Source organism: Mesorhizobium sp. M6A.T.Ce.TU.002.03.1.1, assembly GCF_003997275.1.
GTDB lineage: Bacteria > Pseudomonadota > Alphaproteobacteria > Rhizobiales > Rhizobiaceae > Mesorhizobium > Mesorhizobium mediterraneum.
This window is the reverse complement of sequence record NZ_RZTI01000004.1, coordinates 1-16,134: the sequence shown is the minus strand read 5'-3', so window position 1 is coordinate 16,134 and position 16,134 is coordinate 1. Positions and strand designations below refer to the sequence as shown.

At 58.4% G+C, this 16,134-nt stretch carries 16 protein-coding genes; all 16 read right to left on the bottom strand.

Annotation, left to right across the window (positions count from 1 at the left end; genetic code table 11):
• Positions 1-58: 58 nt before the first annotated feature.
• Complete coding sequence (locus tag EOC93_RS02350) at positions 59-3,082, bottom strand: right-handed parallel beta-helix repeat-containing protein (protein WP_127203760.1); 3,024 nt, start codon at positions 3,080-3,082, stop codon at positions 59-61.
• Between the two features lie 74 nt (positions 3,083-3,156).
• Positions 3,157-3,525 (bottom strand): helix-turn-helix domain-containing protein, encoded by a 369-nt coding sequence (locus EOC93_RS02345; RefSeq protein ID WP_127203759.1) that lies wholly within the window; start codon positions 3,523-3,525, stop codon positions 3,157-3,159.
• A 17-nt stretch (positions 3,526-3,542) separates the two neighbouring features.
• Positions 3,543-3,779, bottom strand: a complete 237-nt coding sequence (locus EOC93_RS02340) for a hypothetical protein (protein ID WP_127203758.1) — start codon at positions 3,777-3,779, stop codon at positions 3,543-3,545.
• 345 nt (positions 3,780-4,124) lie between these two features.
• Entirely contained in the window at positions 4,125-4,505 is a 381-nt protein-coding gene (locus tag EOC93_RS02335; protein ID WP_127203757.1) for a hypothetical protein, read from the bottom strand.
• A 4-nt stretch (positions 4,506-4,509) separates the two neighbouring features.
• Positions 4,510-6,384, bottom strand: a complete 1,875-nt coding sequence (locus EOC93_RS02330; RefSeq protein WP_127203756.1) for a hypothetical protein — start codon at positions 6,382-6,384, stop codon at positions 4,510-4,512.
• A gap of 343 nt (positions 6,385-6,727) precedes the next feature.
• Entirely contained in the window at positions 6,728-7,606 is an 879-nt protein-coding gene (locus EOC93_RS02325) for a S49 family peptidase (protein WP_164759019.1), read from the bottom strand.
• A complete protein-coding gene (locus EOC93_RS02320; protein ID WP_127203754.1) occupies positions 7,599-7,922 on the bottom strand; it encodes a hypothetical protein in 324 nt (107 codons plus the stop codon). Before EOC93_RS02320 ends, EOC93_RS02325 begins: the two co-directional genes overlap by 8 nt.
• Positions 7,922-8,179, bottom strand: a complete 258-nt coding sequence (locus EOC93_RS02315) for a hypothetical protein (RefSeq protein WP_127203753.1) — start codon at positions 8,177-8,179, stop codon at positions 7,922-7,924. The genes EOC93_RS02320 and EOC93_RS02315 overlap by 1 nt, the downstream gene beginning before the upstream one ends.
• A complete protein-coding gene (locus tag EOC93_RS02310) occupies positions 8,179-8,634 on the bottom strand; it encodes a hypothetical protein (RefSeq protein WP_127203752.1) in 456 nt (151 codons plus the stop codon). Before EOC93_RS02310 ends, EOC93_RS02315 begins: the two co-directional genes overlap by 1 nt.
• 110 nt (positions 8,635-8,744) lie before the next feature.
• Positions 8,745-9,095: a hypothetical protein gene (locus EOC93_RS02305; RefSeq protein ID WP_127203751.1), complete on the bottom strand. Its 351-nt coding sequence runs from the start codon at positions 9,093-9,095 to the stop codon at positions 8,745-8,747.
• A gap of 264 nt (positions 9,096-9,359) precedes the next feature.
• Positions 9,360-9,830 (bottom strand): hypothetical protein, encoded by a 471-nt coding sequence (locus EOC93_RS02300; RefSeq protein ID WP_127203750.1) that lies wholly within the window; start codon positions 9,828-9,830, stop codon positions 9,360-9,362.
• Between the two features lie 139 nt (positions 9,831-9,969).
• The gene (locus EOC93_RS02295; RefSeq protein ID WP_127203749.1) at positions 9,970-11,217 is read right to left on the bottom strand and encodes an AAA family ATPase; all 1,248 of its coding nucleotides are present in this window, start codon (positions 11,215-11,217) and stop codon (positions 9,970-9,972) included.
• The gene (locus tag EOC93_RS02290) at positions 11,217-12,026 is read right to left on the bottom strand and encodes a hypothetical protein (protein ID WP_127203748.1); all 810 of its coding nucleotides are present in this window, start codon (positions 12,024-12,026) and stop codon (positions 11,217-11,219) included. The genes EOC93_RS02295 and EOC93_RS02290 overlap by 1 nt, the downstream gene beginning before the upstream one ends.
• A gap of 59 nt (positions 12,027-12,085) precedes the next feature.
• On the bottom strand, positions 12,086-12,310 hold the full coding sequence (locus EOC93_RS02285; protein WP_127203747.1) for a helix-turn-helix domain-containing protein: 225 nt from the start codon (positions 12,308-12,310) through the stop codon (positions 12,086-12,088).
• 134 nt (positions 12,311-12,444) lie between these two features.
• Positions 12,445-13,698, bottom strand: a complete 1,254-nt coding sequence (locus EOC93_RS02280; protein ID WP_127203746.1) for a site-specific integrase — start codon at positions 13,696-13,698, stop codon at positions 12,445-12,447.
• Positions 13,699-14,535: 837 nt separating this feature from the next.
• On the bottom strand, positions 14,536-15,699 hold the full coding sequence (locus EOC93_RS02275; protein ID WP_095488463.1) for a calcium-binding protein: 1,164 nt from the start codon (positions 15,697-15,699) through the stop codon (positions 14,536-14,538).
• Positions 15,700-16,134: the final 435 nt, after the last annotated feature.

Below are 16,134 nucleotides of genomic sequence, written 5' to 3'. Positions count from 1 at the left end.
GGCCGCGCGGACGCCTGACCTTTCGCGCGGCTATATCGGCAAGGCTGTATCGGATCATTTATGACCAACTGCCTTGTGAAAGCATCGTGTTCAGCCCGATTGGCCGGGCGCGGAAGAACGAATTCCGCTTGACGGTCGGAACGCCGCCCGCCTCGGCCGAGAATTGAAATTGCGGGATGATCGTTCCGCCCGCATTGACCCGCAATGTCCCGCGCAATCTGACCCGGATATTTTCGGTCGTCTCGATACTTGGTGCGGTCACGGTCAAGGCGGTTGCGGCGTTGCCGACGATTTCCGATTTCGGCGCCAGGACGTTGCCGATTGCGCTACTGGTTTCGGCTGTATAGTCGATGCTGGTAAAGGTCGCTGTTCCGCCGAACAGCACGGACAACGTGCGCGACACCGCACCAGCCGCGCGGCTTATGACATATTGCGCTTCGAATTCGTAGGTCGTCAGAGCGGCAACGGTCAATTCGTCCTGTGCGGCGGCAAAAACGTTCTGTGCGGTATCGATGTCGAGTTTCGCGGCGTCGGCCGTCAGTATCGAAATCGATATCGGCGTGTCCCATGTGCCAGGGTTACCGGCGACCATACAAATCGCGTCTCGGGCGCCGTTCGCTGGCGCCACGGTAAATTCGACCCGATCACCGACAGCCCATGTTCCGACCGTAGGAGCAGCCGCCAGTTCAAGCACAACAAGCCTGTCGTTGTCTTTGCGGCAGATGTACCCGCACTTGATGCCGCCCGCCGCGTAGCCGATGCTTGCTGCCGTCTTATTGGTAACGTTAGTGAAGCGATTGCCGACGATTGGGACGACAGTCGTGTTGTTGTTTCCGGCCACGCCGAAACCCGTGGTGCAATCGTCAATAAAGTTATCCGCGAGCACCACATCGAAGAGGCGGGACGCCGCCGCGTAATAAGCTGTCGAACTGAAAGCGACGTTGAAGTTCTTTATATGATTTCCCCGCACCCGAACAACCATCGGGGTTGTGGTGGTAATACCGGCGTTCTGGTTGCTTACATTAGCCCTGTCGAATCCCTCAATATAATTTCCATCTACGGTCGTAATATTCGTGGTAGTTCCTGTCGCTACACGAATACTAGGAACAGAGTTGCCGCTTGTGCGCTTGATTTTATTGCCACTGATCTTGTGGCCGCCAGTAGTCGCATTGCTGTTGTTTACAATGTCGATGTCCATGCCAGATGAACCGACAACGGTATTATCCTCAATGTCGACGTAAGCCGAATTCGTACCGACCGCGATGCCTTTGCCCATGCTGTTCAGGATTGTATTTCCATGAACCTTTGTCGGCGTCGTCGGGGCCACGGTTGCATTAATCGTGATGCCACCCGAAGCGCTGCCGGTGTTCTGGAAATCCCGAATGAGATTGCCCGAAACGATGTCATTGCCGCTTGTGGTCACGTAGATCCCGCCGCTAAGCGAATTCCCCAGCTCCCATCCGTTAAGGCTACAGAAGTTGCCGACAATCAACGCGCCGCCTTCGCCGCCGCCCTGCTTGTAAATGCCGGTCCACTTGGTGTTGCGGCAGATATTGCCGGTGACGAGAGCGCGAGGTCCACCGACCGAGCTGGCTTGATATCCCACGACGATGCCGTGCCGACGCCTGACAATCGATGGAGCAACGCCGACCGTTGGCGCTTCGACCCAGGTTCCAGCTTCGACGCATGTCAGCGGGTCGAGCGTAACAACGTTATTGTTGGAAACGATAACGTCAGCATCGTGGCCCAGCGCATCCACGAAAATGCCCTGGGAGTTGTTCGACAGGCAGCTATTGCCGATGATCTGCCCGCGCTCGCCGGCTACCACGCCGGAATAAACTACGATGTCGGCTGAGCTAGCAATCGCGCCCCAATGATTTGCAAAGAACGTATTGTTCAGAATTTTGTAGTCTTTACAGCCTCGAAGGTGGACGGGGCAGCCCTCGAACTTCTCGCCGAAACAGCTCTGGACGAGAACGCCCGTTTTACCGGAGGCATAAATCCCGTTAATCTTTTCGAACGCGACGCCGGTTATTCCACCATCGCCGATAAGGTGAAGCCCTTCGAAGCTGCAAAAATTCCCGGCTTCGAAAATGTTCTTTTCACGGACGGTTTGGCGCACGCGAGAAGCCCAACCGGAACCCCGCACCTTTACGTGATCAGGAACAACGATCGTTTCGTTGATGTTGATGTGCTCGCCTGCGGGAAGATGCGGAAACCAAATTTCCGATGCCATGGTCATGGCTAAGGCAATACGCGCTGAATTCTCCGTCGCCGTCTTCGTCGGCCCTGCGCCAAACACGCGGATATCGACGCCGCGCATATCGCCAGGCTTATAATCTTGCGTTCCGCCGCCGGACAGGTTGAGGGTGAACCCTCCTGGCCCCGTTCCCTTCATGTATGTGGTGCCGCCGCCATCGGCGGGCGCGAGCGCCCCTGCCGTTCTGATGTAGTCAGGCGCGGCGATTGGTGACCACTCTTCGGCCGTACCCTTGGTGGCGAATGTGTTCTCCGCGATGATGAACGCCGATGCCAGTCCTTCGACCACCACCTTTGCCGCTTCGGCGTCAGCTAGCGCAGCATTTGAGGCATCGACGTCGGCCGCTGTTTGCGTAGCATTGTCAGTGGATATGACAGCGCTTGCCTGCGCTATGTCACGCGCATCAATTGCCTCGGCCGTGGCGGCCTCCGCGATCTCATTGACGTAATAGTTCAGCCATTCCACTTCGGTCCCAACAAACCCGTTATCGACGGCAACCTGATATAGGCTCTTGCCGTCCGCCCCATCCTCGCCAGGCGCCCCCGGAGCCCCCGGCAGGCCTTCGCCGTCTTCACCCTTAGTGCCACGGTCGTCGGTAGCATCTGCGATGTCTACAACCAGCCCGAGCGGCCCGATGTAGCCGCCAACATCAGGCTTGATACCTTCGCCGCCGGTCCAGTCAACGAGACGCCGAACGCGGCGCTCGCCATCGGCGACTAGAGCCGTCACCATCGACCAGCCGTGGTAACCGCGAAGGCCGGATGCGAGAGTCGGATCAACCTCTACGCCGCCGTCACCGTTCTCGTAAATTGCATTAGGCATTCGTTGTGCTCCTCTTTCGAGGGACACCATGCGTCGGAAGTTAGGCCCATCGTTTTGCGAATGTGGGCCGGCTTTTACCGCGCAGGATCATCGTCGCGCGTCTTGATGCGCTCTTTCGAAGTCACAAAATTTTCGATTGTCTCGGCCCGATAAAGAATCCGGCCCTGCTTTTTGACGTAGCCGGGGCCGGTTCCGAGCACCCGCCAGCGGGCGAGCGTGGGCTTGCTGACGTGCAGAACGCTTGCGACGTCATCAACGGTTAGAAGCACCTCGCCGGTGGCGGCAAAGGCCACCGCGCTAAAGTCGTTCGCTCGCTCGGCCGCGTGCGACAGCGCTTCCGCCTTCTCGGCAACGTTCGAAATGGCGCGCTCGGCAATCGCAATCGCCCGGCGTGCTCCGGTGATGGCGATTCGGAGGTCGCGGATAGGATCAACACCGGACATTTCGCGCGCCCGCTCCCTCATGCCGCAAATTCTAGGAGGGGCCGACAATCCCAGACCGAGACGCAATCCAGTTCGCTACTACCAGGGGCGCCGGACAGGATGCAGCCGTAGCGGTCATAGGCGCCGACGCCATCCACGAAGAACCAGGCGGACCTCCCCACGGCATCGGTATGGGCGCCATCCTCCTCGTCGCGAAACGGCCGCAGCGGGCCAACAGTGACGCCGCCGCGCGTGCGGTATGTGCCGCCAGTCATGACGCCAACCAATTCGCGGTCTTGACCGGCTTTAGCGAGCTTGGCGACGGCTAAGATCAACTTGCTGAATTCGGGCAGTTCTGTAGTTTGTAGGGGTGCCATTATCGAAGGTCCTTCTTCGGTTTCGGTTAGAGCCGGTGAGTGTTTTCCCCATTCACCGGCTCACGCAATCTGCAACTAACCTCATACATAACGCAACAGAAATCGCACGCTGTGGCACGGTGTATTAAGCGATATCAGGGATGTTTTTTCATGTTGTTTGTGTTGCGCAAACGGATTAGAAAAACTCACCGGGCAATGTTTGCGATATGCAAACGAAGACTTAGAATCACCAGGGGCGAATAGTCAGTGCAGGTGCCTGCTCGTGGTACTCTGCATGCGCGGCTCGTCGCCCGATAGATGAATCGTGCCGGACAGCCAGAGCCTACCCGAAGCGTGCGGGTCTTCCGTGCGCACCGCCGTGATGCATAGGCGCCGCTTCACAGCCCAGGACTGGCGCACTATGGCGGCAACATCAGCGGGCAACTGCCACGTGAACAAGTGGCCTATAAATTTCTGTCCTGAATCGGAAAATGCCTCGAAGTCGACGCCGGTTGCCGCCACTCCGGCGCCTGGGGTGACGATTAGGGGAACCACCGGAACGTGTACATCGATGATCGACAACGTGACCATGTTCTCTGGATCGTTGCCAAAAATCAGGGATGCGTCGCCGCCATCCGCTTCCATTGCATCAATCCGACAGACTGGACTGCAGATTAGCTGCATGCGTGGCTTGCGCCGCAGCCAAGGCGCGCGTGACCATGCCTTGCGCCTCGGCCGGCGTCATGCCCTGCACGTTGATGGTGATGCCGCCGACATTAAGCTGTGCATTCACCGCCTGCGGCTGGTGAACCATGATAGGCTCGGCGATGTCCACGCGTTGCGTGGTAACGGTGCCGGCCTCGACCTTGTCCGTCTTCTCGGTCGCTTTGCCGAGATCCCCTATCGGTTTCATGAGGTCGCGCCAGGCCGCCGTAAACCCGGCGGTCACGTCTTCCATTGGTTTCACGCTCGGGGCGAACGCTGGCGCCGCCGCCGGCCGCTGCTCCGCTGGCGGCTTCTTTACCATGCCGCCAACCCTGGCGCCGGCATCGCCCGCCGCCGCATTCGGGGACAACGTGGTGAGATCAAACCCGAGCCTGGATTTGATGCTTTCGGGAAGCCAGCCAATGAGGTCCGCAACGGCGCCTTTCAACCACGCCACGACCTCGCCCCACTTCGATTTCAGGCCTTGCCAGATGGAGTCCACCATGGCGGCGCCGACATCATAGAGCTTCGCGGGAATCGACGCGATGTAGGCCACGGCGGACGAAAACAGGCCGGTGACATAATCCCAAAACTCGCCGAAGAACTTCGCGATGGAATCCCAATTCGTATAGATCAGGTAGGCGGCGCCAGCGATGGCCGCCACGGCGGCAAGGAACCATCCGACAGGTGTCGCCATGATGGTGATGCCAAGGGTCACAAAGGCGGCACCAACGGCCGTTAGAGCGGTGATGAGCGGCGCCGCCGTCCAGGTACCGAGCACAATGAGCGTCGCTTGCATCGGCCCGCCGAGGAAATCCACAACAGGTTTGATGGCGGCCAGGAAGGCCGTAAAGTTTTCGGCGATGCCGCTGATTTCCTGCCGGATATCCGACGCCGGATTCATGAGGTCACGAAGGACACCCGCGAAGGTCTTGACCCAATCCGAGATAGTGGACCGAACCAAGGTTGCGTTCGCGTCAAACCACTTCGTGGTCGCTTCGATCATTTCGTTCATGACCGGCAAAAGCTGGACGCCGAGGAACAGCTTGAGGCCTTCGACGCGAAGGAGCAGAGAATCAAGGTTGTCGCCGAATTTATCGGCCGCCTTGGTTGCGCGGTCACTCAAGATGATACCGAGCCGGCGGGCCTCTTCTCGCATGCCGCGAAGGCCACTCTCCCCATCCGAAAGCATCTTGACGAGATCAACACCGGACTTGCCGAAGAGCTTGAACGCGAGCTCGTTGCGGCGAAGCGGATCTTTCACGCGGGCGAGCGCCGTCATCGTGTCGTTTAGAATGTCCTCGGTCGAACGAAGCTGTTTGTTCGGCCCTTTCAGGACAACCCCGAGTGCTTTGAAGTCCTTCGCAAGCGCCTTGTTCCCGCGAGACGCGGCAGACGCGTTGATCCCGAGCTTTTGAATTCCCTTGGTCAGGGACTCCGATTCTATGCCGCTCATTTTGGCGGCGAAGCGGTATTCCTGTAGCGCCTCGACGCCGACCCCGAGCTTGAACGCGGCTTCGCCGATCTCGCTGCCGAGGTCCGAAGCGCTCTTCGCCAGCGCATAGGCGCCAGCAACAGCACCGGCACCGCCAAGGCCAAGGAGTCCGACGAATGAAGATAGGCGGCCGGTCGTTCGGGCCAGGCCATCGCCAAGGCCGCCTATGGCCCTGCCGAGGCGTCCCACGGACGCGCCGATGCGGTCGAAGCCAAGACGGGAACTAAGAGCGGCGAGGCGCGCCTGTAGCCGCTTAATCGGCCCGGAGATCCGGTCGATTAGCGATAGCCTTACGGCGGCTTCTGCTACTGGCTTCCCGGTCACGACACGCCTCGATTCTCAGGCGTCAATTGTAGTCGAGCCGCCTTTGAAACCGCCGGAAGCATGCCGCAATCTGATCTGCTAGCGTTGCTCCTTCGGACCATCAAGACGTCAAAACCAAGGGTTTGCGCGAGGGCGACCAGGCATCCGAGAGTCGGGTCGCGCTGGCCACCTCGCCAAGCCAGGAAGGTGTTTGCGGACACGCCGCTTAGAACCTCCATATCTACGAGGAGCAATTTTTGGTCCCGGCGTTCCCGCTCAAGCGCGGCCATGGCACCATGCCGGTCATTCAGATTGAATTCGTCCGGCCGAAAGTCGTCCAGCGCCGGCCCTCCGTTGTGGCCCATCATCGCGTGGCTACCTCGGCGCAGAGCGCAGCAAGTGCCTCGTCAAGAGTGCCAATGTGATCAGCCAGGCCAGCGGCGACGGCATTCTTGCCTCGGAACATGCGGGCCTTGGTCGCCAGCACGGCCTTTGGGGTCATTGCTCGATTGCGGGACACAAGGTCGACAAACATGCCGTAAAGCATGTCGATATCAGCCTGCAGAACAGAAAGCGCTGAATCAGACAGGGGCTCATGCGAATTGCCATCGACCTTTTCTTCGCCGGCAAAGATGTACGTCCAGTCCAATCCGGCCTTTTTATCCGCGCCGGATTGATCAACGTGCGCGGCTAGGACGCCAATCGATCCGACTTCGCCCGTGGTCGGCACCCAAATTTGAGCCGCCGCGCTGGCGATGGCGTACCCGGCCGAAGCCGCGACTTCGTTGACATGCGCCCAAACGGGCTTGCCGGTCGCTTCGCTGGCTTTTCGGATGAAGTCGGCAAAATCAAAGCAGCCGTTTGCCTCGCCGCCAGGCGTATCCATTTCCAGCATGATGCCGCGCACCGCATCGGACATCGCGATTTCTGCGAAAGCGTCCGTAAGGCGATCATAGCTCGCTAAGCCGGACTCCGATGCGAGCCAGGAACCGCGTCGCACAAGCGTGCCGAGGATAGGAAGCACGGCGACACCGGTCCCGGCCCCAAGATAATACCCACCACGCGCAAAGGCTTTGGTGCCGAACTTGATTGACTCACGCAGTGGAGCAACCACCGTCGCTGGCATGCCTTGGCCTTCGTAAATCCTGGCGGCGACTGCGTTGACGATGATGTCGAGCTTATCGGCTCGAATTGCGTGCGCCGTGCCGAATATGGCTGCCACAAGATGAGGAAGGTCACGCATCGCTGGTCTTGCCAGCATAGGGCTTGCCGCCATCGGCGATGCGGTTGATTTCGGCGATTGCTGCCGCTCGCTCCGAGGGGCTGACCAAGCCTCCGTCACGATTGCGTGCTATCATTGGACGCCAAACCCTCACTGACTGCCAATCCCTCGCAGGCTCGGCAACTGGCACCGGCTTGGCGCGCTCCCGTACCGCTGCCGCAGCGACGTTGCGCTCCTGCACCGCCGCAGCGATGGCCTTGAAAGTGCCCGTCGTGACACTGGCTTTGAACGCGGAAAGCGCCGCTGCCGAAGCTCGATCTGTTGGTTTACTCGCCATCACGATTGCTCCCGACGCATCGCTTTGCGCCAAAGCGCTGCGCTCGCCGCGCGTTTCTGTTCAACGGCTGGATCATCGATCGGATTTTCGCGAAATGCCGTAGGCAGGTAGCCAGCCGACATGAACGGCGGGTTCACCGAGTCCCGGCGTGTTGAGGTCGAGGATCGCCGCTTTTGCTGGACGGGCGTCGTGCTAGTCGGCTTCTCTTTGCGCGACAACGCAAAGGTCAGTGCGGCCAGAATCGGGTTGAGAGCCATTATAGATCCTCCGCAAGAATGAATTCCATGTTTGCATCGGCGCGCCGTGCAACCGAGATTCCGGCCTCCTCGGCCAATCGGCAGAGCTTTTCCTCGTCGCGTTCGGCTTCAAGGATTTCTGCGTCGATGCGAGCAAGTTCCTTGGCCCGCTCCTCGGCACTGTAGGCACGGCCGCGCCCGGCAAGTTTTTTGTTTGCGGCTGCTGTGAGGGCCTCAGTGATCTCTTCGCGAAAGCCGAGAACAAGCATCATGCCGAACGGCTTAGCCGTGAAGGCTTCCGCAACGCGCGCATCGGTAACGACTCCACTGTTGGGAGGCGTGATGAGCGCGTCAGGATGAAAAAATATTTGCGTATCCGCTTCTGCGGCGGACAAGGTCTCTTCGATGCGCGCCTGAACCTCGGCCGGCGATATCGGGGCGGCCTGGACCTCGCGACGCTTCTCATTCAGCGCCATGATCTCGACGCGCGGACCCTCGATTGCGTCGGAAATCTCGCGAGCGGCACGGCGCTGTTTGTCGAAGAGGCCGGCGAATTTCTCAATGATTTTTGCCATCAGTTTGATCCTCAATAATCTGCGGGAAGTTCGATGCCACTTGCTCTCGCGAATTCGATGGCGCGGGCTCTTATTCGCCCGGCGTGCTGCGTGATTTCACGCTGACGCTCGACGGCGGCCTCGGCCTCGGCCAGGATTTCACGGGCCTTGCGATATTCGGCGGGCCACGTGTCCTTCGGTTCGCGGTCCCAATTTTTCGTCTCGTAGCCTGACCCAGTCTGCGGATTGATCCTGGCTTCGATGCCGATAACGACTGACTTCGCGTTGCGAAAATCTTCGGTCACCTGGCGCGACGCTGCGAACGCGGCATTGGCTTCGGCAACGATCTTGCGCAAACGGCTCATTGAAAATGATTGGGTCACGGTGCGGTTTCCTTTTCGAAGAGCACCGTGCCTGTGAAACCTGGCCCATCGCCATGGGGATCGTGGGCCACCGATACGAAAGAGCTCATGTGCGACACGATCAAGTAGCTGAAATCTTTAGCCGACCGGCGCCTGGCAATATTCACAACGAACAGAATAGGTATGCTTTCCTAGATTTCTGTCGCTAGTGAAAAGGTGCGATGCAGCGCTCCCCTCACCCTGGCACCGCCTGGGAAGGACCCGTGTTTTTATAAGCCATTGAAATCATTGAACATCGCGGCGTATTGTATTGCCGCTTGGAATTTCGCCACCGCAAAGCTCGATGACGCGCGCCACGGAAAGCCAAGGCTCGAAGCGTGGCAGGCCAGTTCGCGGGTCATCGTATTTGCTGTGATTTTTCAGATAGTGATCAGCGTCGGCGCGAAATGAACTTACAAACCCCCTGACTGTTTTGGTCTTCGCAGCGTAGTGCGTAGAGGTTCTTAGGTAGCGCAGCCGAAGGCCGCGCTCATGTTGTTTCGCGCCGCCGCGCTCGGGTATGGCCTCAAGTTTGGATAACAGGGTAGCGGCTTCCTCGAAGGCACGGCCGGCATCCGTGCCGGTGTAATGTTCCGCAACCTTGCGCATGACGGCTAGCGCTTCCTCGATTCCGGCCCGGTTGAGCGGCGGTGCAATAGGATCGCCATAGGAGGGACGGTGGCCGGTCGGACGCGCTCCACGATCAAGCATGGTCAAAGCCCCCACCGTATTCTCGGCCCGCCGAGCACCCCACCACCACCACCACCACCTATAAGAAGGTGGGGTGGGGTGAGTTTGGTGAGCAGGATTTGCACCACTTTCCCACGTTTCCCACCCCACGTTTCAAGGTGGGAAATCATTCGCGATCCGCCCATTTTCCGACCTCCAAAATCTTAACATCGCGGCCCTTTTGTGCGTCCTGAATGATCGCCTCTTCCAACGCTCCGCTGTTGACCCATGCTCGGATCAGATCCTTGATTTTCGTTTTCTCCGGCTCGACGCGGCTATTGAGCGAAAGGACTTTTCCGACCGCGTGTCCCACCCAATTTTTGGCTTGGACATTCTCGCGGAATTGTTTTCCGTCGACCTCGCGTTGCACCGCCAAAAGGTGATCAAGCGTTATTCCTGCCATCGCGTCTGGTGGAGTCCATAATTCGCAGGAGGCGACCCAATCGCCCTCTCTTCCAGGGGCGATGTTGCCAAGCGGAACGCCGACAAGGTGTATCCACCGTGCCGCTCGTGTCGGCGCCAAATTAGCTTTAGCGTCATCGACACGGACATAGCTTCGGCGGTCGGCGGCCGAAACGTTGAAGCCCTTCGCGGCATCTGCCCCCATGACGTTGAGAACCCGGGCGGCGCGCACGGCAGCTGCGATTGCTGAGCCTCCGCGAGCAGAGTCGATATCGGCGTCTTGCCCATTGAGTTTTCGGGCATGGTGCACAAGATCAATGGCGCATCCTGTGTGGTCCGCGATTGATGCGAACGCCTTTACGGCGGCGTCCATCGCTTCATTGCCGTTCTCGGGAAGGGAGTGAGCGGACACAAATGGATCGATTATCAGCACGTCGATTCCAAGCCGCTTTATTTCCGCCTCAAGAGCATCAACGACCGGCGTCGCGATTGCGATTGCACCGTTTTGCATTGAGCCAATCTTGATCGGAGTGGTGCGGCCGCTATCCAGGAAAAGCCGCCCCTCTAGTTCCGAAGGGTCGACTTCATGGTGCAGCATCGCAGCGCTGACACGCCGTCGTAGCTCGTCCGAATCGTCCTCACCGTTCCAACACCAGACACGAAGCGGGCCAAAAGGCTTGTCGTTCAGAAGCTGGCGCCCGGAGGCCATCGCGACGGCGTCCACCATGCCGAGCGTCGATTTTCCGACGCCGCCAGGCGCGATGGTTGCGCTCACGTACTTCCGAACCAAATGCCTTCCATAAAGCCACTGACGATGCGGAAGTAAACTCGGCTCAACCCAAACGAATGGCGAAGCTGACACCGCAAGGGGCTTGCCGGCGGCACCGCTGGCGCCACGGCGTGAAGCAGGCTCCTTCTTAAATTGAGGCCGTTCCGAAGAATAGTCGTCGGGGGCCGGCCGATTGCCGTCCATCACAATTCACCACGTCCCGCCGCCTTAAGCGCGGCATACAGCGCGCGAGCGACCCGGTTGCGCATCTTTCCCGGACCATAGCCACGAATGAACTGTGCGAGCGCCTGTCGCCTTGCGCTGTACGTCCGCTGCGGCTCGGGTAGGTCCGACCCCTCCGCGATGATGCAAATCCGCTCTTCCAGTACCCTCGAACGCACCAGCGCAGCAAAAGCTGCCTCGCTGTGGGAACGACGCCAGCGCGTCGTGCGCCGATAGACCGCCAAGCTACGAAGCTCGGAAACATCGGCGGCCAAACTGGCATAGGCGGCCGGCTCACGCTCCACCGTCTCAAGCGCGATCTTACAGAAAGTAGCCAGATCTGCGGTGGGCGCCTTCATTTCGAAAACTATCTCGTCGGGCAAAACGTCAAGAATAGGCACGACGCGGACTAGGCCGGGTTTTCGACGCCCGCCATGAAAAGGCGGAAAGCCATCGCTGCATTCCGGGACTCTCAACGGATCGGCACTTAGCCCGGTAAAATGCAGTCGCCTGCACAGGCTGCATTTCGTGATCCCGGTTATGTGCAGGCCACCGCCTCGGAGAACTTCGACGGCCGTGGGCCAAGCGTAGGTAATCGGGATGTTCGGATCGATGTCGGCGGCCTGTGAACACCGAATCGCCGCGACTTGCTCTTCGGATAGATCCACGCCAGAGGCGATGAGCCGGCGCAATCCGCCAGACGGATTGACGTTGGGTGTTTGCGTTTCGCAAACACTATGAACGTCGCCAGCGACTTGCTTGGAAGACGCAATTTGGGTATGAAATGCCATTGCCTGCTTACCTGATTATGAGAATGCGAACCTCGCCCTGCCAGGCGGGGTTTTGCGTTTCAGGCGCGGCTTTTAACGCGGCCGGGATGAGGCTGCGCCTCGGCCGGGATGATCGGCAAATCGTCCATATATTGATCGAATTCTAGGCGAGGAATAACCGTGCGTCCGCCAAACTTGCGAAACTGTATAACGCCACGTCCGCGAAGACGGTAAATTGTTGCACGACTGCTACCGGTGAGACTTATGATCTCATCAACCGTGTAGAACTTCTTTTCGAGGCCCATTTTCCAGATCCTTCATTCGAGTGATACTGGATGGGATACATATACACATTCTGAGAAATGGGTTCCCACGATGTTTCGAAATTGCAAACGCCTGCGTTGACAGATTATGCCGTCACGCATCGCGAAGTTTTTGCCTAACCGGTTGCATTGATTGGAAATGCTACGACATTTGCAGACGGCTTTGCTGTTACGAATCCAGCCCATGCCTCCATGAGCTTGCGGCGCTTATCGAGGGCATCCGACCGCCGGTAAGCCAATTCCGTAGAATCACCGACACGATGTGCAAGCGCCTGTTCTATAACTTCACGGGCGAAACGCGTCTCATTTCCAGCCCAGTCACGAAATGACGAACGAAAGCCGTGCACGGTTGCGGATGGGTCCAAGCCGCGCAAACACATTGCAATCGCCATGACTGACAATGGCCGGTCTGACCTCGCGCCCGGGAATACGAATGCCGCCGCCCTGGTAGGCCCTTCTGGCGCGATCTCTGCCATTCGACGCAGCAACGTCATTGCGGCATCGGAAAGCGGTACACGGTGCTCCCTGCCCGCCTTCATTCGCTCCGCAGGCACCGTCCAAATCTTTGCAGCTGCATCGATTTCCCGCCAAGTGGCGCCCGTGACCTCACCGGTTCGCGCCACGGTCAAGATCAGGAACGAGAGGGCGTCGGCCGATATGCTGTCGAGCTTTCCAACCGATTGAATAAAAGCGGACACCGCAGGGTAAGGCATCGCGGGGTGGTGACCACGCTGCAGTTTTGGTCTTGCTGGCAACAGCAAGGCTAGATGGCCGCGAAGGCGGGCAGGGTTTTCGCCTTCACGGTATCCGCTGGCCTTGGCGGCATCAAGAACGCGTTCGATTCGACCGCGAATTCGACCGGCGGTTTCGGCCTTAGACAACCAGATAGGTTGAAGGATACCCAGGACATCGGCGGTTGCGATTTGATCGACAGGCATCTTCCTTATTGCTCGGCAATAAGTGTCACCCAGGGTCATTTTCCATTGGGCAACATGCTTCGCATTACGAAACCCGCCTTTAATCTGTTCGATCAAACTATCTGCGAACACCCCAAATAGAGGAGTGGCGTCGTCAGCAGAAGGGTTGGCGGCTTCCAATTCCTTGGCGCGTTTCAGACGAAGAGGATCACCGCCGGCATTTAAGACCGCCCTCGCTGCGCTTGCCGCCTCCCGAGCCTTTGCCAGCGTTACATCGCGAGCGCTCCCGAGCCCCATTTCTTTCAGCTTGCCTTCACGCCTGTAGAGGAAGATCCAGCGGCGGCGCCCATCCCCTGACACATTGAGATAGAGTCCGCCACCGTCACCATGCCGCCCAGGTTTATCGATTGCACCGAAGGCTCGTACCGACAATTTGTGAAGTGCGCGCGCCATGCATTTTAATCCTAAACCGTCTGCCAAGACTATCGGCCCCAACGCCGGCCCCAACTGAGGGGTGAGATTTGACGGGACAAAAAGTCAACTTGTGAGACACATTAGGATAGTACCCATCGAAAATTCAATGGCTTGCAGTTTAATTTGAGAAATATTGAGAACGCATGAGAATTATTCTTGGCGGACGCTCTCTCCGCCAACTATCGTCCTATCCAGCTGAAAACACTTGGCTTTACGGCTTGGTTGTACTCCTTCCCCATTTCCTTCCCCCCCTAGTCCCTCCGAGTTCAAGCATATGCGTTCGCAGGTACCTGCCCTTCGATTGCCTGCGAACCGTGTGGAACCTACCCACCACCACCCCCGCGATGGACCGGTCGGCTTTTAGCAAAGATGCAGACTAACCTCTGCAAAGGGTGATCAAAAATTTTGCTAAAAAAAATAAGGATGCCGACGCGCTGCAGCAATCGCCCGCGCTCGCCGCGTCGGTAGGGCATGGTCTTGCTTCAGTTCCGGGAGCCGTGAAGCTTTCAGCGGAGCGTATGCTCAGGCGGTCGGCCTCGTCGAGGGGCACCTGACGTGCGGTCGGCAATCACCAGTTCATCGCGCTTTGATGGCGGCTTCGTCGGTTCCCACTACGTCGCGGTTATCCAGATAGTCTTGCAACCGGGAGGGACGGAATCCCTAAACTTTGCCTGAATATGCGCTCAAGGCCGAAGGACTGCTGCCTCGAACAAGTCATCATGAGTGCTGTCGCCGATGAAGTACAGGTTGGAGACTTTGTCCACGCCGCCGAGCCCGTCGGAGAAGGGCGACCTGTGCGCCGCCCCTCACTCTGGGTTAGAAGATGAAGTCTGAATCGGTTATGAGAGCTGCTGCCCTCGCGCCCACTGACACGTCGAGGTCGATTGTGCCGGCGTCGTCGCTGAAACCGATGAGGGCTCCGGCAGAACCGTCGATGACCTTTACTACCATGCCCTCGGCGGATATTTCGTTGGCGTCGAGGTAATCGAGGGCCGACTGTGCCGAGTTGAAATCGACACCTTGCAGAAACGAGGTGGCGTGAGTGTCCCTAAGGTCGAACTTGTCTTGGCCGTGCTTGAAATCTGTTATCGTGTCCTTTACCCCGTCGTGGAAGATGAAGGTGTCGTTTCCGCCGCCTCCCGTCAAGGTATCACTCCCGGAACCTCCGAAGACATTGTCACCCCCGTCGATGATATCGTTGCCGGCACCGCCGTCGATGGTGTCGTTCCCAAGGTAACCGATGATGGTGTCGTTGCCTTTGTCGCCGAATAGGATGTTGTCCCTGCCGGATGGAAGGAATTCATCACCGTAGATGATGTCGTCACCGGCACCGCCGTGAATGATGTCGGTGCCGTTACTATTGAGGCTTCTGCCGCCGTCGCCGCGGATGGTGTCGTTGCCGGCACCGCCGTAGATGGTGTCGTTACCCTCGCCGCCGCCGATGATGTCGTTCCCGGCCCCACCGTTGAGGATGCCGTTCCCACGACCGTCGCTGATGGTGTCGTTCCCGGCCCCACCGTTGACGGTGTCGTCACCGGGAGAGGAGTGAGCTCCGCTGTCATCGCTGCTGCTGATGAAGTCATCGCCAGCCCCACCGTTCAAGATGTCATTACCGTCACTGCCTCTGATAGTGTCGTTGCCGTGACCGCCGTTAATGGTGTCGTCGCCGATACCGCCGCTGAGGGAGTCATCCCCGGCCCCGCCGTGCAGGAAATCGTTGCCGAGGCCACTGAAAAAAAGGTTGCCGAAGTCGTCACCCATCATTCGGTCTGAGAAGTCCGAACCGAACCAGATGCCGGTGTACGTGAAATCTGTTGTCACCGCGGTCCCGCCGGCGAAATAAGCGGCCTCGTCGGTGACTGTCGCGCTCGGCGGGACGTTCTCTTCGAGTTGGACTCTGTGTGCTTTCAGGTTCAGGTCGACACTTGCCGCCGACAGCGAGAAATCCGGGCCGACTGGTACTAACACTGGCTTTGCCATGAAATAGTCCTCCCAACCCGCACACCATGATCGCGTGCGTTTAGAGCATTATAATGTGTGGAAAGGTTAGTAGATATAGAGGACAATGTGCTGCGGTGGATCCAGAAGGCGTAGTACTTATGGTGTATTCTGGCGTCACGTCAATGGACGACAGTTGGTCAAAGAAAATCACCTATTTACAATAGGTTGGTGGACATCAGAAGACGATGGAGGACATAAGTATGGCGGGCGCTCCGCCAACTGACTTCCATAAAAGTCGTTATTTTTCAAAAACCTCGCTATAGACCTTGCCCGCCGGAGTCACTGCGTGAGGCACTTGTGGCCCATTGCCATTGCCTTGTAAGTCCCCTTCAGATCGACGACAAAGGCCCCCTTGGTTTCCGGAAACACGGTCATTTTATATTTCTTCGCTACGTCGCGCTTGAACTTCGGGTC

Bases quoted from the DNA above. Each gene is read 5' to 3' on its own strand.
- EOC93_RS02280 (WP_127203746.1), bottom strand. From the start codon at position 13,698: ATGGCGCGCGCACTTCACAAATTGTCGGTACGAGCCTTCGGTGCAATC.
- EOC93_RS02315 (WP_127203753.1), bottom strand. From the start codon at position 8,179: ATGGCTCTCAACCCGATTCTGGCCGCACTGACCTTTGCGTTGTCGCGC.
- EOC93_RS02290 (WP_127203748.1), bottom strand. From the start codon at position 12,026: ATGGCATTTCATACCCAAATTGCGTCTTCCAAGCAAGTCGCTGGCGAC.
- EOC93_RS02275 (WP_095488463.1), bottom strand. From the start codon at position 15,699: ATGGCAAAGCCAGTGTTAGTACCAGTCGGCCCGGATTTCTCGCTGTCG.
- EOC93_RS02310 (WP_127203752.1), bottom strand. From the start codon at position 8,634: ATGGCGCTGAATGAGAAGCGTCGCGAGGTCCAGGCCGCCCCGATATCG.
- EOC93_RS02350 (WP_127203760.1), bottom strand. From the start codon at position 3,082: ATGCCTAATGCAATTTACGAGAACGGTGACGGCGGCGTAGAGGTTGAT.
- EOC93_RS02335 (WP_127203757.1), bottom strand. From the start codon at position 4,505: ATGGAAGCGGATGGCGGCGACGCATCCCTGATTTTTGGCAACGATCCA.
- EOC93_RS02295 (WP_127203749.1), bottom strand. From the start codon at position 11,217: ATGGACGGCAATCGGCCGGCCCCCGACGACTATTCTTCGGAACGGCCT.
- EOC93_RS02340 (WP_127203758.1), bottom strand. From the start codon at position 3,779: ATGACTGGCGGCACATACCGCACGCGCGGCGGCGTCACTGTTGGCCCG.
- EOC93_RS02285 (WP_127203747.1), bottom strand. From the start codon at position 12,310: ATGGGCCTCGAAAAGAAGTTCTACACGGTTGATGAGATCATAAGTCTC.
- EOC93_RS02345 (WP_127203759.1), bottom strand. From the start codon at position 3,525: ATGTCCGGTGTTGATCCTATCCGCGACCTCCGAATCGCCATCACCGGA.
- EOC93_RS02320 (WP_127203754.1), bottom strand. From the start codon at position 7,922: ATGGCGAGTAAACCAACAGATCGAGCTTCGGCAGCGGCGCTTTCCGCG.
- EOC93_RS02325 (WP_164759019.1), bottom strand. From the start codon at position 7,606: ATGCGTGACCTTCCTCATCTTGTGGCAGCCATATTCGGCACGGCGCAC.